Genomic DNA, 24,825 nt, shown 5'->3' with positions numbered 1-24,825 from the left:
CGTGGCGGTCCGCGGCCGCCAGGCCCTTCGAACTGAACCCACCATGCCGAATGAGGAACCATGACAGCGACCCCCACGACCCCACCGGCGGACCCCGACTGTCGGTCGAGCATCCCGTTCTCGTTTGAGCTGTACCCGCCCAAGACGGATGCCGCGACGACGGCCCTGCATGCCACCATCGACGCCCTGGCTGCGGCCCGTCCGAAGTTCATCTCGGTGACCTACGGTGCCAGCGGCTCCTCCCGCACCTCGTCCCTGGACGTGCTGCGCTACATCCGCCGGGCCACCATCGTGGACCCGATGGCGCACCTCACCTGCGTCGGTTCCTCGCACGCCGAGGCGAGCAGCCTGATCCGCGAGTTCCTCGATGCCGGCGTGAGCAGCTTCCTCGCCCTCCGCGGTGACCCGCCCGAAGGCCTGACCGAGAACGACGCCTTCCTCGGCGACCTGCACAGCGCCGGCGAGCTGGTGCAACTGATCCATCGGGTACAGGCCGAGCGAGTGCCGTACCAGGAGACCCCCATCCCCGGACTCCCTCGCGCCCGGGCCGTGAAGACCGAACGTGAGCACGTGCGCATCGCCGTGGCCGCGTTCCCCAACGGGCACCCGCGCTCACGATCCACCGCGCAGGACATCGACACCCTCCTGGCCAAGCAGGCGGCGGGCGCCAACCTCGCCATCACCCAACTCTTCTTCCACGCCGACCACTACCTCAGCTTCATCCAGCGAGCCAGGGAAGCCGGAGTGGAGTTCCCGATCCTGCCCGGCATCATGCCCGTCACCAGCCCCGGCAGGCTGCTGCGCATCCTCGAGCTCTCCGGGGAGGAACTGCCCGCCGAACTCTCGATCCAGCTCGAAGTGGAACCCACCCTCGAGGGCCAGCGCGAGATCGGCATCAGCCACGCCGCCGCCCTCGCCGAGAAGCTCATCGCCGGCGGGGCTCCCGGCCTGCACCTCTACGCCTTCAACCAGCACGAGACCGTGCTCGCCGTGCTCGACCGCGCCGGCGCGCTGGCACCGGCACAACCGGTCGTCTCCGCTCACAACCCACCTCCGACCCATCCCTCGACCAGCCCTGCCGACACCCGTGCCGGAATCCACTCCACGAAGGACCACTACTGATGACCATCACCGTCCCCGCATTCCCCACCGGAACGATCCTCGGCTACCCGCGGATCGGCCGCCGCCGCGAACTGAAGAAGGCCGTCGAAGCCTTCTGGGCCGGCCGGATCGACGCCGCTCAACTCGAAGCCACCGCGGCAGCCCTGCGCAACACCACCCGGGAGCGGCTCGTCGGCCTCGGGCTCGGCCGCAGCGACTCGTCGATTCCGGAGAGCTTCTCCTTCTATGACCAGGTGCTGGATGCGGCGGTGACCGTCGGCGCCATCCCCACCCGCTTCGCCGGTCTCGTCGACGCCGACGGTCACCTCGACCTCGCCGGCTACTTCACCCTGGCCCGCGGCGCCGGCGAGAACCTGCCGCTCGAAATGACCAAGTGGTTCGATTCCAATTACCACTATCTGGTGCCGGAAATCGGCCCGGAGACGAACTTCCACCTCGCCAGCGACCGCATCGTGCGGGAGTTCGACGAGGCCGTCGCCGCCGGCTTCCTCACCCGACCCGTCATCGTCGGTCCGGTCACCTTCCTGCTCCTGGCCAAGCCGAGCGAAACGGCCCCGGCCGGCTTTCACCCGCTCGATCGCCTCGACGACCTGCTGCCGGTCTACGCCACCCTGATCGAGCGCCTCGCCGCCGCGGGTGCAGAGTGGGTACAGCTGGACGAACCGGCCCTCGTCAGCGAGAGCATCGACATCCCGCGCGACCGTGCCCTCGCCGCCCTCGCCCGGGCCTACGACACCCTCGGCGGCCTCGACAGGCGGCCCGGACTGTTCGTGGCCGCGCCCTACGGCAGCCTCGACGACGCCCTACCCGTTCTGGCCAAGACCCCGGTCGAGGCCATCGGCCTGGACCTCGTGCGCGGAACGGTGCCCGCCGACGTGCCCGGCCTGGCCGACACCACCCTCGTGGCCGGCGTGATCGACGGTCACAACATCTGGCGGGGCGACCTCGAGGCGGCGTTCGACAAGGTGGCCCAGCTGGGCGCGCTGAGCGACCGGATCGCGGTCTCCAGCTCCACCTCGCTGCTGCACCTGCCGCACGACGTCACCGACGAGACCAAGCTCGGCGCCGACCTTACCGGTTGGCTGGCGTTCGCCGACCAGAAGATCGGTCAGGTCGCCACCCTCGCTCGCGGCCTCTCCGAGGGGCAGGCTGCCGTGCAGGCAGATCTCGACGCGGCCACCGCGTCGCTGGAGGCGCGCCGGGTCTCGCCCGGCGTGCGTGACGGCGCCGTGCGCGCCCGCCTCGACACCCTCACCCCGGCCGACTTCAGCCGCGGCGACTACGAGGCCCGCCTGGCCGCTCAGGATGCCGTGCTCGACCTGCCCCCGCTACCGACCACGACCATCGGCTCGTTCCCGCAGACGAGTGATATCCGCCGCGCCCGCGCCCGCCTGGTCTCGGGTGAACTCGCATCCGCCGACTACCAGGAGCTCATGCGCGCCGAGATCGGCCGGGTCGTGCAGCTGCAGGAAGACCTCGGCCTCGACGTTCTCGTGCACGGTGAACCCGAGCGCAACGACATGGTGCAGTACTTCGCCGAGAACCTCGATGGCTTCACCGTCACCGAGAACGGCTGGGTGCAGTCCTACGGCAGCCGGTGCACCCGTCCGTCGATCCTGTGGGGCGACGTCCGGCGTCCGGCGCCCATCACCGTGGAGTGGTCCAGCTACACCCAGACCCTTACCGAGAAGCCGGTCAAGGGGATGCTCACCGGACCGGTCACCATCCTGGCCTGGTCGTTCGTGCGCGACGATCAGCCGTTGGGGGAGACCGCACGGCAAGTGGCGCTCGCGCTGCGCGACGAGATCGGTGATCTCGAGGCGGCCGGTATCCGGGTGGTGCAGGTCGACGAGCCCGCGCTGCGCGAGTTGCTGCCCCTGAAGAAGAAGGACCACGCCGACTACCTGGATTGGTCGGTCGGGTCGTTCAGGCTCGCTACCGCGGGGGTCGCCGACCAGACCCAGATCCACACCCACCTCTGCTACTCGGAGTTCGGGGTCGTCATCGACGCGATCCGCAACCTGGACGCCGACGTGACCAGCATCGAGGCCGCTCGGTCGAAGATGGAGGTCGTCGCCGACCTGCAGACCAGTGGCTTCGACCACGGCATCGGCCCGGGCGTCTACGACATCCACTCGCCGCGGGTGCCCGGTGTGGCCGAGATCACCGAACTTCTCGAGCGGGCCCTGCAATCGATCCCCGCTCGCCAGGTCTGGGTGAACCCGGACTGCGGACTGAAGACCCGCGGGTATGCGGAGACCGTGGAGTCCCTGCGCAACATCGTCGATGCCACCCGCGCAGTTCGGGCGACGCTGGTCTGACCTGGCCCGCCCTGACTACGCCGGCACAACACGAAGGCCCGACCCCTCGCGGGGTCGGGCCTGTTGTGTGCCTGGAGCGTTGCGGATCTAGACCGAACGCAACACCGCGACGACCTTGCCGAGGACCTCGGCGAAGTCACCCAGGATCGGCTCGAAGTTGGTGTTGCGGGGGAGCAGCCAGGTGTGGCCGTCGCGCTGTCGCAGCACCTTCACCGTGGCTTCGCCGTCGAGCATGGCGGCGACGATCTCGCCGTTCTCCGCGGTCTTCTGCTGGCGGATGACCACCCAGTCGCCATCGCAGATGGCGGCGTCGATCATCGAATCACCGACGACCTTGAGCATGAACAGCTCGCCCTTGCCCACCAGTTGGCGGGGGAGCGGGAAGATCTCGTCGATCTGCTGGTCGGCCATGATCGGGATACCGGCGGCGATGCGGCCGACGAGCGGCACCATCGCCGCATCACCCACCTGGATGCCGGACTGGTAGTCATCGGCGGCGCCTGGCGTGACCTCCTCTGAGGACTGAGGCAGCTCGATGAGCACCTCGAGTGCGCGCGGCCGGTGCGGGTCGCGCCGCAGGTACCCGCTCAGCTCGAGCTGGTGCAGCTGGTGGGTCACGCTCGACAACGAGGACAGACCAACGGCGTCGCCGATCTCGCGCATGCTCGGCGGGTAACCGCGGTCGCGAACCGAACGCTGGATGACGTCCATCACCGCGCGCTGTTTGTCGCTCAGGCTCTTGCGGCGTCGCGTGCCGCCCTTGTCCCGAGGTGTGCTCTGTTGTGCCACGTTGACGCTCCTCTGGTTAGTCGGTTCGGGCTGGTGCTGGTGGGGCTCGTGCTCGCCGGGCTGGTGCTCGTCGGGCTCATACTTCTCGGGCTCGGGCAGCAATGTCGGTGGTGTCTGTTTGAGTGCAGCTACCCGATCGAAACTGTAGCCACAGAGCAGCGGTTCGTAGACATGCATTCGAGTGTGTTGCGGAATCTGTCTCCATAATATCCGGAAACAGGGTTGATTGTTCGAACACTCGAAGATATATTCGGAACATAGATTCGCATCTGGCCCTCCCGGCCGAGGGCCCGATGCGTTACCAGGAGGTTTGACATGAGCGCAGCATTTGCAGCACCGGACAACCACAGCCCGGCCACCCCGCCCACCACACACCTGCGGCTGACCCGCCGCGGGCGGGCCGTTTTCACGGCCCTCGCCGCAGTGCCCCTGGTACTCGGCGTCATCGGCATCGCCGTCAACGGCGGCATGGCCGCGGCAGAGGGCAGCGCGGGTATCGGCGCGGCCGCGTTCGACTACGTCACCATTGAGGCCGGCCAGTCGCTCTGGCAGCTGGCCGAGTCTGTCGCCCCCGGACAAGACCCGCGCGACGTGATCATCGACATCGTCAACCTCAACCAGCTGTCCTCCGAGGCCGTGCAGCCCGGCCAGCGCCTCGCCCTTCCCGCGGACTACTGAGCCGCTCAGCCCGAGCCGCTCAGCCCGGAGCCGCTCGCCCCGCCCCGCCTCGGATACGAGGGGTCGGCCGCGGGCGCAACTAAGCTTGTTCGGGTGACCAGCCTCGACGACCTGCCCCTGCGTGCCAACCTCCGCGGACAAACCCCTTACGGAGCACCCCAGCTGCACGTGCCGGTGGCGTTGAACGTCAACGAGAACACCCACCCGATCCCGCCCGCGGTCGCCGCCGACATCGCGGAGGCCCTGGCCGAGGCGATCCTCACCGTCAACCGGTACCCCGACCGGGAATTCAGCCCGCTGCGGGACGCCCTCGCGGGCTACCTCGGTCACGGTCTCACCCGCGACAACATCTGGGCCGCCAACGGTTCCAACGAGGTTCTGCAGCAGGTTCTGCAGGCCTTCGGCGGGCCGGGCCGGTCTCTGCTCGGCTACGCGCCGACCTACTCGATGTACTCGATCCTCGCCTCCGGCACCGATACCCGCTGGATCCCCGGCGGCCGCGACGCCGACTACGAACTTTCGCCGGAGACCGCCGCCCGCTGGGTGGAGGAAACCTCGCCCGACATCGTCTTCCTCTGCTCACCGAACAACCCGACCGGCACCCCGTTGTCGCTGGAGACCATCGCGGCCGTCTACGACGCCACCCCCGGCATCGTTGTCGTCGACGAGGCCTACGCCGAGTTCGCACCGGACGGCACCGACAGCGCCCTCACCCTGCTGCCCGGCCGGGAGCGCCTGCTCGTGTCCCGGACCATGAGCAAGGCCTTCGCTTTCGCCGGCGTGCGGCTGGGCTACCTGGCCGCCGACCCGGCTGTCACGGATGCGCTACGCCTGGTCCGGCTGCCCTACCACCTGTCCGCCCTCACCCAGGCGGCGGCCGTGGCCGCGCTCGCCCACACGGGTGAGATGCTCGCCATGGTGGACGACATCCGGGTGCAACGCGATCGCCTGGTGACCGAACTGACGAACCTCGGCTTCAGCCCACTGCGCAGCGGAAGCAATTTCGTGTTATTCGGCGGAGTCTCCGACCCGCACGCGATCTTCCAAGCGCTCCTGGCCGAAGGCATCCTGATCCGCGACGTCGGTATCCCCGGCCACCTCCGGGTCTCGGCCGGCACCGAAGCCGAGACGAGCGCGTTCCTGGCCGCCATCGCACGGCTCCGCCCGATAGCCGAATAAACTAACGCCATGAGCAACGTCACGCCCTCGCCTCGCCGTGCCCACCTGCAGCGCGAAACGAGCGAATCGAGCATCGACCTCTCGATCAACCTCGACGGCACCGGGGTGAGCGACATCCACACCAGCGTGCCGTTCTACGACCACCTGCTCACGGCGTTCGCGAAGCACTCGCTGACCGATCTCACCGTGCACGCCACGGGCGACATCGAGATCGATGTGCACCACACCGTCGAGGACATCGGCATCGTCCTGGGCCAGGCCATCAAGCAGGCCCTCGGTGACAAGGCCGGCATCTCCCGATACGGCGACGCCCTGGTGCCGCTGGACGAAGCCCTCGTGCAGGCCGTCGTGGACATCTCCGGTCGGCCGTACCTCGTGCACACCGGCGAGCCCGCCGGATTCGAATTCCACCTCATCGGCGGGCACTTCACCGGCTCGATGGTGCGGCACGTTTTCGAGGCCATCTCCTTCAACGCCGCGTTGACCGTGCACGTCACCGTCCTCGGCGGCCGCGACCCCCACCACATCGCCGAAGCCGAGTTCAAGGCCTTCGCCCGAGCCTTCCGCCAGGCCAAGGCCTACGACCCGCTGGTCTCCGGCATCCCGTCCACCAAGGGCGCACTGTGACCTCGGTCGTCGTCCTGGACTACGGCACGGGCAATGTGCACTCGGCCGTCAAGGCGCTCGAACTCGCAGGCGCCGACGTCACCCTCACCGGCGACCGCAAGCTCGCGCTCGAGGCCGACGGACTCCTGGTCCCCGGCGTCGGCGCGTTCAGCGCCGTGATGGCGGCGCTGAACGACGCCCACGGCGGCGACATCATCGACAAGCGCCTCTCCGGCGGGCGGCCGGTGATGGGCATCTGCGTGGGCATGCAGGTCATGTTCGAACACGGCGTCGAGCGCGGCATCGACACCGCGGGCCTCGGCGAGTGGCCGGGAACCGTCACCGCCCTGCCGGCACCGGTACTGCCGCACATGGGCTGGAACACCGTCACGCCCGACCCCGACACCGTGCTGTTCCGCGGGCTGGAAGAGGAACGGTTCTACTTCGTGCACTCCTATGCCGCCCAGGAATGGAGCCTCGACGTGATGCCGCCCTTCCCGGTTCCCCGTCTAACCTGGGCCGAGCACGGCGCCCCGTTCCTCGCCGCCGTGGAGAACGGTCCGTTGTCGGCCACCCAGTTCCACCCCGAGAAGAGCGGCGACGCGGGCATCCGGCTGCTGAAGAACTGGCTCGGCACGCTCCGCGACTAGACATTCCCCCGTCGGTCGCTCCATCGCGGCCGCACCAACACGAAAAGGTCACCACAGCACATCATGAGCGAGTTCAACAAGACCCCGAAGCTGGTCCTCCTGCCCGCCGTCGACGTCGCCGACGGCAAGGCCGTCCGTCTCACCCAGGGTGAGGCCGGTACCGAGACCAACTACGGCGACCCGATGGATGCCGCCCTCGACTGGGCGAACCAGGGCGCGGAGTGGATCCACCTCGTCGACCTCGACGCCGCATTCGGGCGCGGTAACAACACCGCTGTGCTCAAGAAGGTCATCAAGCAGCTCCGCGGCGTGAATGTGGAGCTCTCCGGCGGCATCCGCGACGACAAGTCCCTCGAAGCGGCGCTGAACACCGGCGTCAAGCGAATCAACCTGGGCACCGCCGCACTGGAGAACCCCGAGTGGGCCGCCAGCGTGATCGCCCAGTACGGCGACGCCATCGCGGTGGGACTGGATGTGCGCGGCACCACCCTTGCCGCCCGCGGCTGGACCAAGGACGGCGGCGACCTGTGGCAGGTGCTGGAGCGCCTCGAAGAGGCCCGTTGCACCCGCTACGTCGTCACCGACGTCACCAAGGACGGCACCCTCAAGGGACCGAACATCGAACTGCTGCGCGAAGTGATGGAGCGCACCCACCGCCCCGTGATCGCCTCCGGAGGTATCTCCAGCCTCGACGACATCGCCGCGCTGCGCGAACTGGTACCCCTCGGCCTGGAAGGCGCGATCGTGGGCAAGGCCCTCTACGCGGGCGCCTTCACCCTCGCCGAGGCGCTGGATGTCTCCGGCGCGTAACCTCGGCTCGACCGGTCGGCCTGACCCCGTCGGCGGCTCCGCCGGTGGGGCTGCCGGCGACACGTCCGCGGATTCGGCCGGCCAGCCCTGGGCGAACCGGTCGCTGGAGGACACCGCGTTCGCCGACGACGACGGCCTCGCGCCGCCCGCCCTGCTGCGCGCGCTCCGCCGCTTTCAGGCCCGCGAGACCGGCGAGGAGGACGTCGTCGACGCCTTCCGTTCGGCGCGCCTGCTGATCCCTCTGGTCACCGCCCTCGGCGCGGATGAGGCCGGCACCGTTTCAGACGGAGCCGCCGGCCCGCACGGGCTGCGGGTGGACAAGACCCAGGAACTGTCGATCATCACCGTGGCCGGCCCGGACGGCCGCGCGGTGCTCCCGGTGTTCTCCTCGGCCGCGGCCATGCACCAGTGGAACGCCCAGGCGCGCCCGGTGCCCGCCGACGCCGTGCGGGTGGCACTGGCGGCGGCCCAGGAGAGCACCGACCTCGTGGTGCTCGACCCCACCGCCGACACCGAGTTCGCGGTGCGCCGACCGGCGCTCTGGGCGATCGCCCAGGGCGCGCCCTGGACCCCCAGCTACGCCAGCCGCTCCGTCGCCGTGGCGTTCGAGGAGTCCATCGCGACCGAGCTGTCAGTGCTCTCCGTGAGCCTGACCGCGGGCGACCCGCAGTCCCGGCTGGCGGGGCCCGAACTGATCGTGCGCCTCGAACTCGTCGACGGGCTCAGCCGTGCCCTCCTGGACGCCACCCTGGCCCGCCTCGCGGCGCGCTGGGCGGCCAACGATGTGATCGCCACCGGGGTGGACTCCCTGCGGGTGCAGCTCGTCGCCTCGGCCTGACCCTCCACGCCCGCCGGCCGCCCGGCCCATCCGTCACCCGCAGAAACAACTGTTGCCCAAGCGGACATGTGCGCCCGGCGCACCGGGCGCAGATGTCCGCATCGGCAACAGATAAGAGCGGCTTTACGAGCCGATGTCGGGGGTATCGGCAAGGATGGGTAGATGACGGAGATCCTCCAGCGCCTCTCACCGGCCACCCGCACCTGGTTCTCCGGCGCGTTCGATGCGCCCACCGAGGCCCAGCTCGGCGCCTGGGACGCCATCTCCCGCGGATCGCACACCCTCGTCGTCGCCCCCACCGGGTCGGGCAAGACCCTGGCCGCGTTCCTCTGGGCCCTCGACGAGCTGTACTCGACCTCCACGACACCGGTTGAACAGGATGCGGCCGCCGCGCCCACCGGCACCCGGGTGCTGTACATCTCGCCGCTGAAGGCTCTCGGCGTTGACGTGGAACGCAACCTGCGCGCCCCGTTGGTGGGCATCGGCCAGGCCGCCGAACGGCTGGGCCTGGCGCCGGTGCGGGTGACCGTTGGCGTGCGCAGCGGCGACACCCCCGCCGCGGACCGCCGGGCGCTCGTGAAGACACCGCCAGAGATCCTCATCACCACCCCCGAATCGCTCTTCCTGATGCTCACGTCCGCCGCCCGCGAGTCCCTGCGCGGCGTCGACACCGTCATCATCGACGAGATCCACGCCGTCGCGGCCAGCAAGCGCGGCGCCCACCTCGCCGTGTCCCTCGAACGCCTCGACGCGCTCCTGGCCACCCCCGCGCAGCGGATCGGCCTGTCCGCCACGGTGCGGCCGGCGTCTGAGGTGGCCCGGTTCCTCGGCGGTCAAGCACCCGTGGAGATCGTGGCGCCCAAGAACGAGAAGCGGTTCGACCTGCGCGTCGTGGTGCCCGTCGACGACATGACCCAGCTCGGCGCCGTGCCCGCCTCGGAGGGCGCCACCTCCGCCGCGGCCCCGCAAACCGGGTCGATCTGGCCGCACGTGGAAGAAGCCATCGTGGACGCCGTGCTCGCGCACTCCTCCTCGATCGTGTTCGCCAACTCCCGCCGCCTCGCCGAACGGCTCACGGCCCGGTTCAACGAGATCTACAGTGAGCGGCTCGCCGCGGCCGAGGAGGCCGAGCTGGTGCTCGCGGGCGGCCCGGACGCCGGGGGAGCGGCCGGTGCCCAGGCCGGCGCAGCATCCGCTGCCCGAACGACCGCCACCGCACCGCCACCGCGGCCGCCCGCCGAGCTGATGGGCGGCAGCGGCCAGACCGAAGGTGCCGAGCTGCTCCTCGCCCGCGCCCACCACGGCTCGGTCAGCAAGGAACAGCGGGCCATGATCGAGGACGACCTCAAGTCCGGCCGGCTGCGTTGCGTGGTGGCCACGTCGAGCCTGGAACTCGGCATCGACATGGGCGAGGTCGACCTGGTCGTGCAGGTGGAATCGCCGCCGTCGGTGGCCAGCGGCCTGCAACGCGTGGGCCGGGCCGGCCACCAGGTCGGCGAGGTGTCCAGGGGCATCATCTTCCCCAAGCACCGGGCCGACCTCATCCACGCCACCGTCGCCGCCGAGCGGATGGTGTCGGGCATGATCGAGTCGCTGCAGGTGCCCGCGAACCCCCTCGACATCCTCGCCCAGCAGACCATCGCCGCCGTCGCGCTCGAACCCATCGACGCCGAGGAATGGTTCGACGCCGTACGGCGCAGCGCCCCGTTCGCCACCCTGCCCCGCTCCGCCTACGAGGCCACCCTCGACCTGCTCGCCGGACGCTACCCGTCCGATCAGTTCGCCGAACTGCGCCCACGGATCATCTGGGACCGCGACACCGGCCTGCTCACCGGCCGGCCCGGCGCGCAGCGCCTGGCCGTCACCAGCGGCGGCACCATCCCCGACCGTGGCCTGTTCGGAGTCTTCATGGTCGGCGGCGACCAGCCCACCGGCCGCCGGGTCGGCGAGCTCGATGAGGAGATGGTCTACGAGTCCCGCGTCGGTGACGTCTTCGCGCTCGGCGCCACGAGTTGGCGCATCCAGGAGATCACCCACGACAGGGTGCTCGTGCTGCCCGCGTTCGGCGAACCGGGCCGGCTGCCGTTCTGGAAGGGCGACGGCCTGGGCCGGCCCGCCGAGCTTGGCGCGGCCATCGGCGCGTTCCTCCGCGAGGTGTCCGCGCTCACGCCCGCGAAGGCCCGCGCCCGCTGCCTGGCCGTCGGCCTCGACGAACGGGCGGTCACCAACCTGCTGGTCTTCCTCGACGAGCAGCGCGCAGCCACCCGCTACCTGCCCACCGACCAGACCCTGGTCGTCGAGAGGTTCCGCGACGAGCTCGGCGACTGGCGAGTCATCCTGCACTCCCCGTTCGGCCTCACCGTGCACGCCCCGTGGGCCCTGGCGGTCGGCGCGCGGGTGCGGGAACGCTTCGGCATCGACGGCGCCTGCGTCGCCAGCGACGACGGCATCGTCGTGCGCATCCCCGACACCGAGGCCGAACCGCCCGGCGCCGACCTCTTCGTCTTCGACCCCGACGAACTCGAGCAATTGGTCACCGACGAGGTCGGCGGCTCCGCCCTGTTCGCCTCCAGATTCAGGGAGTGCGCCGCCCGGGCGCTGCTGCTGCCCCGGTACCGGCCGGGCAGCCGCTCACCGCTCTGGCAGCAACGCCAGAAAGCCGCCCAGCTGCTCGACGTGGCGCGCGAATACCCGTCGTTCCCGATCATCCTCGAAACCATCCGCGAATGCCTGCAGGATGTCTACGACCTGCCCGCCCTCGTGGCCCTGGCCAAGCAGGTGGCCAGCCGCGCCATCCGCCTGGTGGAGACCAGCACCGACTCGGCCAGCCCGTTCGCCAACGCCCTTCTCTTCGGTTACGTCGCGGCGTTCATGTACGAGGGCGACTCGCCGCTGGCCGAACGCCGGGCCACCGCCCTCTCGATCGACTCCGGCCTGCTCGCCGAACTGCTCGGGCGGGTGGAACTGCGGGAGCTGCTCGATCCCGTCGTGATCGACCGTACCGACGCGGAGCTGCAGCGCCTGGCCCCCGACCGCCGGGCCAAGGGCCTGGAGGGCGTGGCCGACCTGCTCCGCGGGCTCGGCCCGCTCACCGTGGCCGAGATCGCCGCCCGACTGCAAGCCGCGACCGGCGTGGCCGAACTGAGCGAGCCGGCGGATGCGGTCGGTGAGTCGGAGTCCGACGGCGCCTCCGCCCCGCCCGCAGCCGGCGAGGCCGAGGCGCGTGCACACCTGGATGCGCTCACCGCCGCGCGCCGCGCCCTCAGGGTGGGCATCGCCGGCGAGGAGCGCTGGGCGGTGATCGAGGACGCCGGCCGGCTGCGTGACGCCCTCGGCGTTCCGCTGGCACCGGGCATCCCGGAGGCCTTCACCGAAAGTGTGAAAGACCCGCTCGGCGACCTGGTCAGCCGGTACGCCCGCACCCACGGCCCGTTCACCACCGCCGATGTCGCCGCCAGATTCGGGTTCGGCACGGCCATCGCCTTGGGCGCCCTGCGCCGCCTGGCGGATGCCCGCAGGATCGTCGAGGGCGAGTTCCGCCCGCACGGCAGCGGCAGCGAATGGTGCGACGCCGAGGTGCTGCGGCGCCTGCGGCGACGCTCGCTCGCCGCGCTCCGACACGAGGTGGAGCCTGTCGACCAGGCCACCCTCGGTCGATTCCTGCCGGCCTGGCAGCACGTGGGCGGTAAGTTGCGTGGTGTCGACGGCGTGGTCTCCGTGATCGAACAGCTCGAGGGCGCTCGCATCCCGGCCTCCGCCTGGGAAACCCTGATCCTCCCCGCCCGGGTGAGCGACTACAACCCGGGCATGCTCGACGAACTCACCAACGCCGGCGAGGTGCTCTGGGCCGGCGCCGGAACGCTCGCCGGCAACGATGGTTGGGTGAGCCTGCATCTGGCCGACACCGCCCCGCTCACCCTGCCGGTGCCCACCGAGCTGGACACCACGGCGCTGCAGCGGGAGATCCTCGCCACGCTGGGCGGTGGTGGTGGCTACTTCTTCCGGCAGCTGGCCGATTCGGTCGGCAGCCAGGACGACGGTGCCCTCGTCGACGCGCTGTGGGACCTGGTCTGGTCCGGACTGGTGAGCAACGACACCTTCGCCCCGGTGCGCTCGCTGGTCTCCGGCGGCAAGACCGCGCACTCCACCCGCCGGGCCGCACCGCGCGCCCGGCTGCACCGCGGCCGCGCCCTACCCCGGCCCAGCCTGCCCAGCCGGCAGGGCCCGCCCACGGTCTCCGGCCGCTGGTCGATCGTGCCCGTCGCCGACACCTCGGCCACCCGCCGCGCACACGCGTTGGGCGAGACCATGCTCGAACGCTACGGCGTGGTCACCCGCGGCGCCGTGATGGGCGAGAACGTGCTCGGCGGCTTCGCCCTAGTCTATAAGACCCTCAGCGGCTTCGAGGAGATGGGCCGCTGCCGCCGGGGCTACTTCGTGGAGGGCCTCGGCGCCTCCCAGTTCGCCACCGCCGGCACCATCGACCGGATGCGCGGCTACGTCGACCAGCGGGAACGCGCCGAACGCGGCGACAGGTCGGTTTCCGCCGCGGTGACCCTCGCCGCCACCGACCCGGCCAACCCCTACGGCGCCGTGCTGCCCTGGCCGGCCCTGCCCGAGGGCACCGGTCACCGGCCCGGCCGGAAGGCCGGCGGCCTGGTGGTACTCGTCGACGGGCACCTGGTGCTCTACGTGGAGCGCGGCGGCAAGTCGATGCTGGTGTTCGATCCGGCCGCCGCCGTTGACGGAGAGGCCGGCGAGACCGGTGCGGGTGCAGCCGAAGACGCACCCGCACCCGCCGCGACGCCCCGTTCGGCTCCGGCGACGGCACCTGCCTCCCGCGCGGCACCGGGCACAGCGGGCACCCCACGACCGGCGGCATCCGAGACCGTGCTCGCGGCGACCCGGTCGCTGGCCGCGACCGTCACCGCCGGGCGGGTGCCCAAGCTCGCCGTGGAAACCGTGAACGCCGAGTTTGTGCTCGGCACCACCGTGGGCGACGCGTTGCGCGCCGCCGGCTTCACCGAGACGCCGAGGGGGCTGAGGCTCAGTGCCTGAGGGTGACACCGTCTACCGCAGCGCCCGCAGTCTCGACGACGCCCTGCACGGCGCCACCCTCACGCACTGCGACATCCGGGTGCCCGCCTTCGCCACCGTCGACCTGACCGGCCAGACCGTGCACGAGGTCATCAGCCGCGGCAAACACCTGGTGGCGCACGTGGGGGAGACCAGCATCCACTCGCACCTGAAGATGGAGGGCACCTGGCACCTCTACCGGCACGGCACCAAATGGCAGCGGCCCGCATTCCAGGCCCGCATCGTGCTGGAGACCGCGGACTGGGTGGCCGTGGGATTCGAGCTGGGCACCCTCGAGCTGTTTCCCACCCCGGAGGACGAGCAGCACCTCGGCTACCTCGGTCCCGACCTGCTCGGCCCGAACTGGGACGCCGCGGAGGCCGTGCGCCGGCTCCGCGCAGCCGCGGACAGCGCCGCCGGAGACAGCACTGCCGAAGACACTGCAGCGGGGGACCGGCCGGTGGCGGTCGCCCTCGGCGACCAGCGCAACCTCGCCGGGCTCGGGAATGTGTACGTCAACGAACTGTGTTTCCTGCGCGGGCTGCTGCCCACCCGGCCGATCGCTGAGGTCACCGATGTCGCCGGCCTGGTCGCGCTGGCGCACCGGCTGATCACGGCCAACCGGGACCGTTCGGAGCGCACCACCACCGGCAACCTGCGCCGGGGCGCACGCACTTTCGTCTACGGGCGCGAACGGCAGCCGTGCCGACGATGCGGCACGAGCATCCGCAGTGGCCGGCTGGGCCGCAGCGAACTCGAACAGCGGGTCACCTACTGGTGCCCGCGCTGCCAAACCTGAGCCAACTGTTGCCCGTCCGGACAATTGTGCCGGCGCACCGGACGCACATGTCTGATTCGGCAACAGTTGCGGGGGAGGGAGCTAGTTGACCGGGCCGGTGAACTTCTCGCCGGGGCCCTGGCCGATGGGGTCCGGGATGGTCGACGCCTCGCGGAACGCCAGCTGCAACGACCGCAGCCCGTCGCGCAGGCTCCGCGCGTGCATGTCCGAGATATCGGGGGCGGATGCCGTGATCAGGCCGGCGAGGGCCGTGATCAACTTGCGCGCCTCGTCCAGGTCGATCTGCGTGTCGGGGTCGTCGGCGAGGCCCACCTTGACCGCCGAGGCGCTCATCAGGTGCACCGCCGCGGTCGTGATGATCTCCACCGCCGCCACATCCGCGATGTCTCTCGTGGCCTGGCCGGACTGGTCCTGATCGTAATTGTCGCTCACTGGTTTCCTCTGCTATGCTTACCCGGGCTCCGAGATGAAAGTCTCGGTACGAAAGTGGATAATCTCCCACCCGCGCTTGACCGCTTCATAAAGGTTACCGGGTTGTTTGCACTCCGCCGTCGCTCGCTGGTTTCCAGCTTGCACGGTAGATAGGGTGCCGTACGTGGTTGATGAGTGACGGAACAAGGAAATGTTCCAGATCCCAGGAATTGCGCGCGCGATTGTCTCCTCTTCGTCTCCGGACGACATCCGTTGTCAGGCTGTAGCCACGATGCTTGAGTAGAGGAGAGACGCATCAGCGATCCCCGTACAAATGACCGTATCCGCGTCCCCGAAGTCCGTCTCGTTGGTCCCAACGGCGAACAGGTTGGGGTCGTGGCGATTGATGTCGCCCTGCGCCTGGCACAGGAGGCTGACCTCGATCTGGTCGAAGTAGCCCCCACGTCCAAGCCGCCGGTCGCGAAGATCATGGATTACGGCAAGTTCAAGTACGAAGCTGCGCAGAAGGCGAAAGAAGCCAGGCGCAACCAGGCGAACACGATCCTCAAAGAGGTTCGTTTCCGTCTCAAGATTGATAAGCACGACTACGAGACCAAGCGCAAGCGCGCCGAAGGCTTCCTGAAGGCCGGCGACAAGGTCAAGGCCATGATTCTGTTCCGTGGCCGTGAACAGTCCCGTCCCGATCAGGGTGTACGTCTGCTTCAGAGATTTGCCGAGGATGTCGCGGAATTCGGTTCTGTGGAATCGAGCCCGACCATCGACGGTCGAAACATGGTCATGGTGATTGGCCCGCTGAAGAACAAATCAGAGGCCAAGGCAGAGGCCAATGCACATAGAGCTGCAGATAAAGCAGCCAAACAGGAGGAAAAGAATGCCTAAGCAGAAGACCCACTCTGGGACAAAGAAGCGTTTCAAGGTCACTGGCTCCGGCAAGATCATGAAGCAGCAGGCCGGACTTCGCCACAACCTCGAGGTCAAGAGCACGCAGCGCAAGTCCCGCCTGAACCAGGACCAGGTTCTCGCCAAGGCCGACGTCAAGGCCATCAAGAAGCTTCTCGGCCACTAGGCCCCGTACCCCTAAAGGAATTAGAAAATGGCAAGAGTAAAGAGGGCCGTAAACGCCCACAAGAAGCGTCGCGTAATCCTTGAGCGCGCCCAGGGTTACCGCGGTCAGCGTTCACGCCTGTACCGCAAGGCCAAGGAGCAGGTCACTCACTCCCTCGTCTACAGCTACCGTGACCGTCGTGCACGCAAGGGTGACTTCCGTCGCCTGTGGATCCAGCGCATCAACGCTGCGTCCCGTGCGAACGGCCTGACCTACAACCGCCTCATCCAGGGCCTGGCCCTGGCCGGCATCCAGGTTGACCGTCGCATCCTCGCCGACCTCGCCGTCACCGAGCCCGCCACCTTCGCGGCCATCGTTGAGAGCGCCAAGGCAGCACTGCCCGCTGACACCTCCGCAGCCAAGGTTGCCAAGTAGTCACACCTGCTTGTTTCACGGGAGCGACCATCACTGATGGTCGCTCCCGTTTTGCGTACCCTGCGGCGCATTAGATGGCCGGGGTGCCCGGCACCTAAACTGGGTGCATGCTAGATAACCCCCGATCTCCTCGCGTGCGTGCCGTCGCGAAACTTGCGAACCGAGCCGCCCGCTCCGAGACGGGACTGTTCCTCCTCGAGGGTCCGCAGGCCGTCTCCGAAGCCCTCACCTTCCGCCCCGAACTCGTCGTGGAGTTGTACGCCACTCCCACGGCCCTCGAGCGCTACACCGAGATCGGCGATGCCGCGGTCGCCGCCGGCGTGGACGTGGAATTCGTCACCGAGCAGGTGCTCGAGACGATGGCCGACACCGTCACCCCGCAGGGCTTCATCGCGGTGTGCCACCAGTTCCCCACCTCGATCAAGAAGATCTTCGCCAACGAGCCCAAGCTCATCGCCATCCTCGAAGAGGTGCGCGATCCCGGCAACGCCGGCACCATCATCCGGGCAGCGGATGCGGCGGGCGCCGACGCCGTGATCTTCACCGGCCGCAGCGTGGACCTGTACAACCCCAAGGTGGTGCGCTCCTCCACCGGTTCGATCTTCCACCTGCCCGTCGCCGTTGGCGTCACTCTCACCGATGTGCGTGAGCGGGCGAAGTTCGCCGGCATGCAGATCCTCGCCGCCGACATCAAGGGCGAGGACCTGCTCGCGGCCCGCAATAGCGGCCTACTCGCCGGGCCCACCGCCTGGTTGTTCGGCAATGAGGCCCGCGGTCTCACCGAGGAAGACCTGGCCATGGCGGACCGTTCGATCAGCGTTCCCATCTACGGTCACGCGGAATCGATGAACCTGGCGACGGCCGCTTCGGTGTGTCTCTACGAAAGCGCGTTCTCGCACCGCCCTTAGCATCTTTCCCGGTCGGGCGTCTATTACGTTTGGGTTACCGACCGGGTTAAAGCTGCGGTAAAGGTGGTCGGTCTGGCAGCACGGGCCTAAGTTGGAGGGTATGGAGCCAACAGACGCATCACCGGCGACGTCCAACATCACCGTGCGCCGGGGCGAACCCCTGGTCGTTATGACGGACGTCAACAAGCACTACGGGGAACTGCACGTTCTGAAGAACATCAATGCCACCGTCACCCGCGGCGAGGTCGTGGTGGTCATCGGTCCCAGCGGCTCGGGCAAGTCCACCCTGTGCCGGGCCATCAACCGGCTCGAGACCATTGACTCCGGCTCGATCACCATCGACGGCATGGAACTGCCGGCCGAGGGCAAGGCCCTCGCCCATCTCCGGGCCGACGTGGGCATGGTATTCCAGGCGTTCAACCTCTTCGCGCACAAGACCGTGCTCGAGAACGTGACGCTCGGCCCCATCAAGGTGCGCGGCATGAGCAAGGCGGACGCCGAGAAGAAGGCCATGGCGTTGCTCGAACGCGTCGGGGTTGCCAACCAGGCCAAGAAGATGCCATCCCAGCTCTCCGGTGGCCAGCAGCAGCGTGTGGCCATCGCCCGGGCCCTGGCCATGGACCCCAAGGTGATCCTGCTCGACGAGCCCACCAGCGCGCTCGACCCCGAGATGATCAATGAGGTGCTCGAAGTGATGGTCAACCTCGCCAATGAGGGCATGACCATGATCGTCGTCACGCACGAGATGGGCTTCGCCCGGAAGGCCGCCGATCGGGTCATCTTCATGGCCGAGGGTGACATCGTCGAGGAAACCACCCCGGAGAAATTCTTTACCAACCCCCAGAGCACGAGAGCGAAGGACTTCCTCTCCAAAATACTTGCCCACTAATCTGTCGGCGAGACACACAGCACACAGGAGGAAACCATGAGACGCAACAAGGGTCTAATGATCTCAGCCATCGCTCTGGCCGGAGCGTTCGCGCTGAGCGGCTGCACCGATTCGGGCGCAAGCACGCCGTCCGCGGCACCCGTGGAAGAGGTGACCTTCGATGAGGGCACCACCATGGCGGCGCTGAACGAGGCCGGCGAGATCACCATCGGCACCAAGTTCGACCAGCCGCTCTTCGGCCTCAAGGGCCCGGATGGGGACCCGGTCGGCTTCGACGTCGAAATCGGCAAGCTCATCGCATCGAAGCTCGGCATTGAGGCGTCGGGCATCACCTGGACCGAGACCGTGTCCGCTAACCGCGAGCCGTTCATCCAGAACGGTGACGTCGACCTGGTCGTCGCCACCTACACGATCAACGACGCGCGCAAGGAAGTTGTCTCCTTTGCCGGCCCGTACTACGAGGCTGGACAGGATCTCCTCGTTCTCGCGGGTAACGAAGCTGACATCGCCGGACCGGAGGACCTCGCTGACAAGAAGGTTTGCACCGTGAGCGGTTCGACGTCGGAGAAGAACATCGCCGCGTACACGACCAACGTCATCGCGACCGACACCTACTCCAACTGCCTCGGCCCGCTGCGCAGCGGCGAGGTCGACGCAGTCACCACCGACAACGTGATCCTGGCCGGCCTCGCCGACCAGAACGCCGGTGAGTTCGAGGTTGTCGGCAACCCGTTCACCGCGGAGCCCTACGGCATCGGCCTGGCCAAGGACGACACCGAGTTCCGCAACTTCATCAACGACGTTCTTGAAGAAGCCTACGAGGACGGCACCTGGGCCGAGGCCTGGGAGGGCACCGCGGGCTCCGTGCTCGAAACGCCTGAGCCGCCGGCGGTCGACCGCTACTAGCACCACCGCACCGACCGATCGGGGTGGCCGCACCGGCCACCCCGATCGGCAGTTTTTCCGCTTTTGAAACACCCAGACCCAACTGAAGACCAACACAGAAGAGGAGGTGAGTCATGGACGCAGTCATCGAAAACCTGCCGCTCTTTCTGGAAGGCTTCCGGAACACGCTCGGGTTGCTGATTCTCTCCGGCATCGGCGCGCTCGTGCTCGGAACCATCGTCGCCGCCCTGCGAATCTCGCCCATCGCATCGTTCCGCGGATTTGCAACCGTCTACACCGAAATCGTGCGGAACACCCCGCTCACCCTCGTGCTGTTCTTCTGCGCCTTCATGCTGCCGTACCTGCAATTCTCGCCAGGCTACTTCCCCCTCGCCGTGATCGGTCTGACGGTCTATACCTCGCCGTTCATCGCCGAGGCGCTGCGCTCCGGCATCAACGGGGTCCCGGTCGGCCAGGCCGAGGCGGCACGCAGCGTCGGCCTCACCTTCGGACAGTCGTTGTCGTACGTGATCATGCCCCAGGCCATCCGCATGGTGATCCCGCCTCTGATCAACGTTCTCATCGCACTCACGAAGAACACCTCCGTCGCCGGCGCCTTCTTCGTCTTCGAGCTCTTCGGGGCAGCCCGCCGGGTCGTCAACGACCGCGGCGACGCCGTCATCGCGATCTTGCTCGCCGTGGCGTTCTTCTACCTGATCATCACGATCACACTCGGGCAGATCGCCGCCCGGGTGGAAAAGAAAGTTGCGGTGCTGCGATGACCTCGGTCCTGTACGACGCGCCGGGGCCCAGGGCCCGCGCCCGTTCCAGAGTCATTTCCGTTGTCGGTATCGTGATCATCCTCGGGGGCCTGGCCCTGCTGGTGCTCGCCCTCGGCGCCCCCAAGCCCAACGCCAACGGCGCCGTGCAGCCCGGTCTCTGGGACCCGACCCGATGGGACGTCTTCACCGACGTCCAGGTGTGGCGATCGATCGGCGAGGGCGTGCTCGCCACGCTACGGATGGCCGGCGTCGCCGCCGTGATCGCACTGGTGCTTGGCGTCGTGTTCTCCTTCGCCCGCGCGGCCGACCACAAGGCCATCGCGATCCCGGCTGCGATCATCCTCGAGTTCGTCCGCGGGATGCCCGTCCTGCTGATGATGCTCTTCATCCTGCTGGTCTTTTCCAGCGGTCAATACTGGGCCGGTGTCGCAGCCCTCGGCCTGTACAACGGCGCAATCATCGGTGAGGCGCTCCGAGCGGGCATCCAGTCGCTGCCACGCGGTCAACGCGAAGCCGGCCTCGCCATCGGCCTGACCCCGTTGTCGACCCGGTTCCGCATCGAGTTCCCGCAGGCGTTCCGTCAGATGCTGCCGATCATCATCGCGCAGCTCGTGGTGCTGCTCAAGGACACCTCGCTGGCCTTCGTCGTCGGCTACAGCGAACTGTTGCGCGTCGGCGCGCGCAACCTGCCGGACTACTTCGGTAACCGGTACTTCTTCTCCTTCTTCCTCGTAGTCCTCGTGATCTACCTGGCCATGAACCTGTCCCTGTCGTGGTTCGCGCGGTTCATCGCCCGGCGTTCAGGCCCCAAGTCAGGCAAACTGATCGGCCCCGTGGCGCCGGAGCCGATTCCCGATAGCTCACTGAGTGCGGGTGCCGGTGTAGGTGCCGGTGCCGACGGCGGAGACTCCGGCCGCTGACCCGACCACGTTGTGCCCGGCCGCAGCCCACCCGCGGCCGGGCACTAAACTTGGGTCTCGTGTCTGCCCCCACTGAAATATCCGAACCCGTTGTCACCGCGGCCGTCGACGCCGCCCTCGCGGCCATCGACGCCGCGACTGACTCCGTCGCCCTCAAGGCCGTGCGCTCGGCGCACGTCGGCGAGGCCTCGCCGCTGGCCGCGCTGAACGCCCTCATGCGCAGCGTGCCCGGCGACCAGAAGGCCGCCGCCGGGAAGCTCGTCGGCCAGGCCCGCGCCCGGGTGAACCAGGCGCTGGGCGCCCGCGAAGCCGCCATCGTCGAAGCCGAGGCCACCGCCCAGCTCGCCGCTGAAGCCGTGGACGTCACCGCCGCCGCCTCCACTTGGCGGGCCGGCGCGCGCCATCCGCTCACCCTGCTGCAGGAACGCGTCTCTGACGTGTTCGTGGGCATGGGCTGGGAGGTCGCCGAAGGACCAGAGCTCGAGAGCGAGTGGTTCAACTTCGACGCGCTCAACTTCGACGAGGACCACCCGGCCCGTGCCATGCAGGACACCTTCTTCATCGACCCGCCCGAGGCGCACCTGGTGCTGCGCACCCATACCTCGCCCGTGCAGCTGCGCGCGCTGCTCGGCACCGAACCGCCCGTGTACCGCATCGCGCCCGGCCGGGTCTACCGCACCGACGAGCTCGACGCGACTCACACCCCGGTGTTCCACCAGATCGAGGGCATCGCCGTGGACAAGGGCCTCACCATGGCGCACCTGCGCGGCACCCTCGACCACTTCGTCAAGGCCCTGTTCGGCGACGAAGCCAAGGTGCGCCTGCGCCCCAACTACTTCCCGTTCACCGAGCCGAGCGCCGAGCTCGACCTCTGGCACCCCACCTTCAAGGACGGTGCCCGCTGGATCGAGTGGGGCGGCTGCGGCATGGTCAACGCCAATGTGCTGCGCTCCGCCGGCCTGGACCCCGAGGTCTACTCCGGATTCGCGTTCGGCGTCGGCGTCGAACGAGCACTGATGTTCCGCAACGATGTGAAGGATATGCACGACATGGTCGAAGGCGACGTTCGGTTCAGCCAGCAGTATGGGATGGCCGTCTGATGCGCGTTCCCCTGAGCTGGCTCGGCGAATTCGTCGACCTCGAACCCGGCACCACCCCCGAAGCCGTGCACGCCGCCCTGGTGAGCGTGGGCCTGGAAGAAGAAGATATCCACCGCTTCGAGTTGACCGGACCCATCGTGGTCGGCCAGGTTCTCGAGTTCGTCGGTGAGGTGCAGACCAACGGCAAGACCATCAACTGGTGCCAGGTGCGCGTCGCCGCGGACGGCGAACTCGCCGCCGACGGCGGCCCCGCCATTCACGGCATCGTCTGTGGCGCGCACAACTTCGTCGTCGGCGACAAGGTCGTCGTGACCCTGCCCGGCGCCGTGCTGCCCGGCCCGTTCCCGATCGCGCCGCGCAAGACCTACGGCCACGTCTCCGACGGCATGATCGCGTCGGCCCGTGAGCTCGGCCTCGGCGACGAGCACGCCGGCATCCTGGTGCTCGGCGACCTCGGGCTCGACCCCGAGGTGGGCACGGATGCGATCAGCCTGCTGGGCTTGGACGACTCCGCCGTGGAGATCAACGTCACCCCCGACCGCGGCTACGCCTTCTCGATCCGCGGAGTGGCCCGCGAGTACTCGCACGCCACCGGAGCGACCTTCCGCGACCCGGCCCTGGCCGTCACCGCGACAGCGTCCACCGAGGTCTTCCCGGTCTCGATTGAGGACACCGCCCCGATCCGCGACCGCATCGGCGCGAGCGTCTTCGTCACCCGCGTCGTGCGCGGCGTCGACCCCACCCGGCCGTCGCCGGCCTGGCTGATCGCCCGGCTCAAGCTGGCCGGGATCCGCTCGATCTCGCTGATCGTGGACATCACCAACTACGTGATGATCGAACTCGGCCAGCCGATCCACGGCTACGACCTCGACAAGCTCACCGGCGGCCTCGTCGTGCGTCGCGCGCAGCCCGGCGAGAAGCTCGTCACCCTCGACGACGTCACCCGCACCCTCAACCCCGAAGACCTGCTGATCACCGACGGGTCCGGCCCGATCGGCCTCGCCGGTGTGATGGGCGGCGCGACCACCGAGATCGGCGCAGGAACCACCAACGTGCTGATCGAAGCCGCGAACTTCGACCCGGTGTCGATCGCACGCACCGCCCGCCGGCACAAGCTGCCCAGCGAAGCGTCCCGCCGGTTCGAGCGCGGCGTCGACCCCGAGGTTGCCGCCGTGGCTGCCGCCCGGGTGGTGCAGCTTCTCGTGGAACTCGCCGGGGGAGTGGCCGACGGACTCGGCTCGCTGCACGACGCCACCCCGGAGCGTGGCCCGATCGACCTGCCCACCGGCTTCGTCTCCGGCCTGATCGGCTTGGAGTACACCCGCGAGGAGGTGCGCACCTCGCTGGCCGAGATCGGCGCCTCGATGACCGAGACCGCGACCGGCCTGGCCGTGACCGCGCCGAGTTGGCGTCCGGACCTCACCGACAAGTGGACCCTCGCCGAGGAGGTCGCCCGCATCGTCGGATACGACCGCATCCCGTCTGTGCTACCCATCGCCCCGCCCGGCCGCGGCCTCACCCGCACCCAGCAGCTCAAGCGCTCGGTCGCCACGGTGCTCGCCGCCACCGGACACACCGAGGTGCTGGCCTACCCGTTCGTCGCCGAGAAGGCGAACAACCTGTTCGGCGACCCCGCCAGCAGCACGGTTCCGCAGATCAAGGTCGCCAACCCGCTCGACGGCGAGGCCCCGTTCATGCGCACCTCGATGCTGCCCGGCCTGCTGCAGATCGCACACCGCAACCTGTCCCGCGGCTCGACCGACCTGGCGATCTTCGAGCTCGGCTCGGTCTTCCGCCCGGTCGAGGGCGTCAGCTACGGCAGCACCATCGTGCCGCCGGCCGCGGTGCGGCCCAGCGCGGAACTCGAGGCGAAACTGAACGCCGGCATCCCGCCGCAGCCGTTCACCGCCGGTATCGTGCTGCTCGGCAACACCGTGCGGCACCAGCCCGGCCAGGCACCCATCGCCGCATCCTGGCAGGACGCCCTCACCGCCGTCGCGCAGATCGGCCTCGCGGTCGGCCTGCCGATCCTGGTGCGCCAGGGCACCCACCAGGCCATGCACCCCGGCCGCACCGCCGAGCTGTTCGTGGCCACGGATGCCGGCGAGCTGTCGGTGGGCTTCGCGGGCGAACTGCTGCCCGCCGTGGCCCGCGGCGCCGACCTGCCCGCCGTGGTCGCGGTCGTCGAGCTCAACCTGTCCGCGGTCTTCGCCCAGGTCACCGGGGAGCTGCAGGCCACCGTGATCGGCACCAAGCCCGCCGCCACCCAGGACCTCTCGCTCGTGGTGGGTGTGCAGGTTCCTGCCAGGGACGTGCTCACGGCCGTGCGGGAGGGCAGCGGCACGTTGCTGGAAAGCATCGAGCTGGTCGACGACTACCGCGGAACGGGCATCGAGGCCGGGCAGAAGTCGCTCACCTTCGCGCTGCGGTTCCGGGCGCCGGACCGCACCCTCACCGCCGCAGAGGCCAGCGACGCGAAGCTGGCCGGCGTGCAACTCGCCGCCGCCCGCTACGGAGCGCACCTACGCGAATAATTTCGACGCTGCCGAGCCCTGCCGTCA

Annotated in this window: 22 protein-coding genes; 20 read left to right on the top strand and 2 right to left on the bottom strand. The window is 68.9% G+C overall.

The features are described from left to right. Nucleotides 1-60 precede the first annotated feature (60 nt). Both E3O60_RS01320 and metE read left to right on the top strand, forming a co-directional pair. Nucleotides 61-1,122, top strand: coding sequence for a methylenetetrahydrofolate reductase (locus E3O60_RS01320; RefSeq protein ID WP_134496948.1), 1,062 nt, complete (start codon nucleotides 61-63; stop codon nucleotides 1,120-1,122). Continuing rightward, entirely contained in the window at nucleotides 1,122-3,443 is a 2,322-nt protein-coding gene (metE, locus tag E3O60_RS01315; protein WP_134408851.1) for a 5-methyltetrahydropteroyltriglutamate--homocysteine S-methyltransferase, read from the top strand. Before E3O60_RS01320 ends, metE begins: the two co-directional genes overlap by 1 nt. 87 nt (nucleotides 3,444-3,530) lie before the next feature. On the opposite strand, the gene lexA is transcribed toward metE, so the two are convergent. Then, nucleotides 3,531-4,154: a transcriptional repressor LexA gene (gene lexA, locus E3O60_RS01310; protein ID WP_240632483.1), complete on the bottom strand. Its 624-nt coding sequence runs from the start codon at nucleotides 4,152-4,154 to the stop codon at nucleotides 3,531-3,533. A 393-nt stretch (nucleotides 4,155-4,547) separates the two neighbouring features. Here lexA and E3O60_RS01305 point away from each other — a divergent pair, with 393 nt between their 5' ends. From E3O60_RS01305 to E3O60_RS01270, 8 genes are all read left to right on the top strand, one after another. Further along, nucleotides 4,548-4,910, top strand: coding sequence for a LysM peptidoglycan-binding domain-containing protein (locus tag E3O60_RS01305; RefSeq protein WP_134496946.1), 363 nt, complete (start codon nucleotides 4,548-4,550; stop codon nucleotides 4,908-4,910). Nucleotides 4,911-5,003: 93 nt separating this feature from the next. Beyond that, nucleotides 5,004-6,089 (top strand): histidinol-phosphate transaminase, encoded by a 1,086-nt coding sequence (locus E3O60_RS01300; RefSeq protein ID WP_088455734.1) that lies wholly within the window; start codon nucleotides 5,004-5,006, stop codon nucleotides 6,087-6,089. A gap of 9 nt (nucleotides 6,090-6,098) precedes the next feature. Then, a complete protein-coding gene (gene hisB / locus E3O60_RS01295) occupies nucleotides 6,099-6,716 on the top strand; it encodes an imidazoleglycerol-phosphate dehydratase HisB (RefSeq protein WP_134496944.1) in 618 nt (205 codons plus the stop codon). Next, nucleotides 6,713-7,345: an imidazole glycerol phosphate synthase subunit HisH gene (hisH, locus tag E3O60_RS01290; protein ID WP_088455736.1), complete on the top strand. Its 633-nt coding sequence runs from the start codon at nucleotides 6,713-6,715 to the stop codon at nucleotides 7,343-7,345. Before hisB ends, hisH begins: the two co-directional genes overlap by 4 nt. A 63-nt stretch (nucleotides 7,346-7,408) precedes the next feature. After that, nucleotides 7,409-8,155, top strand: a complete 747-nt coding sequence (priA, locus tag E3O60_RS01285) for a bifunctional 1-(5-phosphoribosyl)-5-((5-phosphoribosylamino)methylideneamino)imidazole-4-carboxamide isomerase/phosphoribosylanthranilate isomerase PriA (RefSeq protein WP_088455737.1) — start codon at nucleotides 7,409-7,411, stop codon at nucleotides 8,153-8,155. After that, complete coding sequence (locus tag E3O60_RS01280) at nucleotides 8,139-8,993, top strand: SseB family protein (protein WP_134480656.1); 855 nt, start codon at nucleotides 8,139-8,141, stop codon at nucleotides 8,991-8,993. Before priA ends, E3O60_RS01280 begins: the two co-directional genes overlap by 17 nt. Nucleotides 8,994-9,155: 162 nt before the next feature. Continuing rightward, complete coding sequence (locus tag E3O60_RS01275; protein WP_134496942.1) at nucleotides 9,156-14,051, top strand: DEAD/DEAH box helicase; 4,896 nt, start codon at nucleotides 9,156-9,158, stop codon at nucleotides 14,049-14,051. Next, a complete protein-coding gene (locus E3O60_RS01270; protein ID WP_134496940.1) occupies nucleotides 14,044-14,868 on the top strand; it encodes a DNA-formamidopyrimidine glycosylase family protein in 825 nt (274 codons plus the stop codon). The genes E3O60_RS01275 and E3O60_RS01270 overlap by 8 nt, the downstream gene beginning before the upstream one ends. A gap of 81 nt (nucleotides 14,869-14,949) precedes the next feature. Here E3O60_RS01270 and E3O60_RS01265 read toward each other — a convergent pair whose 3' ends face one another. Further along, a complete protein-coding gene (locus tag E3O60_RS01265; RefSeq protein ID WP_088455741.1) occupies nucleotides 14,950-15,300 on the bottom strand; it encodes a DUF1844 domain-containing protein in 351 nt (116 codons plus the stop codon). 294 nt (nucleotides 15,301-15,594) lie between these two features. Between E3O60_RS01265 and infC the strand changes: the two genes are divergently transcribed. The 10 genes from infC (at nucleotide 15,595) to pheT (ending at nucleotide 24,798) form a co-directional block, all read left to right on the top strand. Continuing rightward, nucleotides 15,595-16,179 carry a translation initiation factor IF-3 gene (gene infC / locus E3O60_RS01260; RefSeq protein WP_084020755.1) on the top strand — a complete coding sequence of 195 codons (585 nt, stop codon included), beginning with the start codon at nucleotides 15,595-15,597 and terminating at the stop codon, nucleotides 16,177-16,179. Continuing rightward, nucleotides 16,172-16,366 (top strand): 50S ribosomal protein L35, encoded by a 195-nt coding sequence (gene rpmI, locus E3O60_RS01255; protein ID WP_066594389.1) that lies wholly within the window; start codon nucleotides 16,172-16,174, stop codon nucleotides 16,364-16,366. The genes infC and rpmI overlap by 8 nt, the downstream gene beginning before the upstream one ends. Nucleotides 16,367-16,393: 27 nt before the next feature. Further along, nucleotides 16,394-16,780, top strand: a complete 387-nt coding sequence (rplT, locus tag E3O60_RS01250; RefSeq protein WP_088455742.1) for a 50S ribosomal protein L20 — start codon at nucleotides 16,394-16,396, stop codon at nucleotides 16,778-16,780. A gap of 107 nt (nucleotides 16,781-16,887) precedes the next feature. Next, complete coding sequence (locus E3O60_RS01245; protein WP_088455743.1) at nucleotides 16,888-17,688, top strand: RNA methyltransferase; 801 nt, start codon at nucleotides 16,888-16,890, stop codon at nucleotides 17,686-17,688. 160 nt (nucleotides 17,689-17,848) lie between these two features. Beyond that, complete coding sequence (locus E3O60_RS01240) at nucleotides 17,849-18,577, top strand: amino acid ABC transporter ATP-binding protein (protein WP_174776253.1); 729 nt, start codon at nucleotides 17,849-17,851, stop codon at nucleotides 18,575-18,577. Between the two features lie 36 nt (nucleotides 18,578-18,613). Continuing rightward, the gene (locus E3O60_RS01235; protein WP_134480659.1) at nucleotides 18,614-19,483 is read left to right on the top strand and encodes a glutamate ABC transporter substrate-binding protein; all 870 of its coding nucleotides are present in this window, start codon (nucleotides 18,614-18,616) and stop codon (nucleotides 19,481-19,483) included. A 113-nt stretch (nucleotides 19,484-19,596) separates the two neighbouring features. Continuing rightward, the gene (locus E3O60_RS01230) at nucleotides 19,597-20,244 is read left to right on the top strand and encodes an amino acid ABC transporter permease (protein WP_088455746.1); all 648 of its coding nucleotides are present in this window, start codon (nucleotides 19,597-19,599) and stop codon (nucleotides 20,242-20,244) included. After that, nucleotides 20,241-21,164, top strand: coding sequence for an amino acid ABC transporter permease (locus E3O60_RS01225; RefSeq protein ID WP_134496938.1), 924 nt, complete (start codon nucleotides 20,241-20,243; stop codon nucleotides 21,162-21,164). Before E3O60_RS01230 ends, E3O60_RS01225 begins: the two co-directional genes overlap by 4 nt. Before the next feature lie 59 nt (nucleotides 21,165-21,223). Continuing rightward, the gene (gene pheS, locus E3O60_RS01220; RefSeq protein WP_088455748.1) at nucleotides 21,224-22,264 is read left to right on the top strand and encodes a phenylalanine--tRNA ligase subunit alpha; all 1,041 of its coding nucleotides are present in this window, start codon (nucleotides 21,224-21,226) and stop codon (nucleotides 22,262-22,264) included. Further along, a complete protein-coding gene (gene pheT, locus E3O60_RS01215) occupies nucleotides 22,264-24,798 on the top strand; it encodes a phenylalanine--tRNA ligase subunit beta (RefSeq protein WP_134496936.1) in 2,535 nt (844 codons plus the stop codon). The genes pheS and pheT overlap by 1 nt, the downstream gene beginning before the upstream one ends. The last annotated feature ends 27 nt before the right edge of the window (nucleotides 24,799-24,825 follow it).

Source organism: Cryobacterium sp. TMB1-7 (assembly GCF_004402435.1).
In the GTDB taxonomy this organism is placed as follows: domain Bacteria; phylum Actinomycetota; class Actinomycetes; order Actinomycetales; family Microbacteriaceae; genus Cryobacterium; species Cryobacterium zongtaii.
The sequence above is the reverse complement of the archived record's forward strand: the minus strand, read 5'-3'. Positions and strand labels throughout refer to the sequence as shown.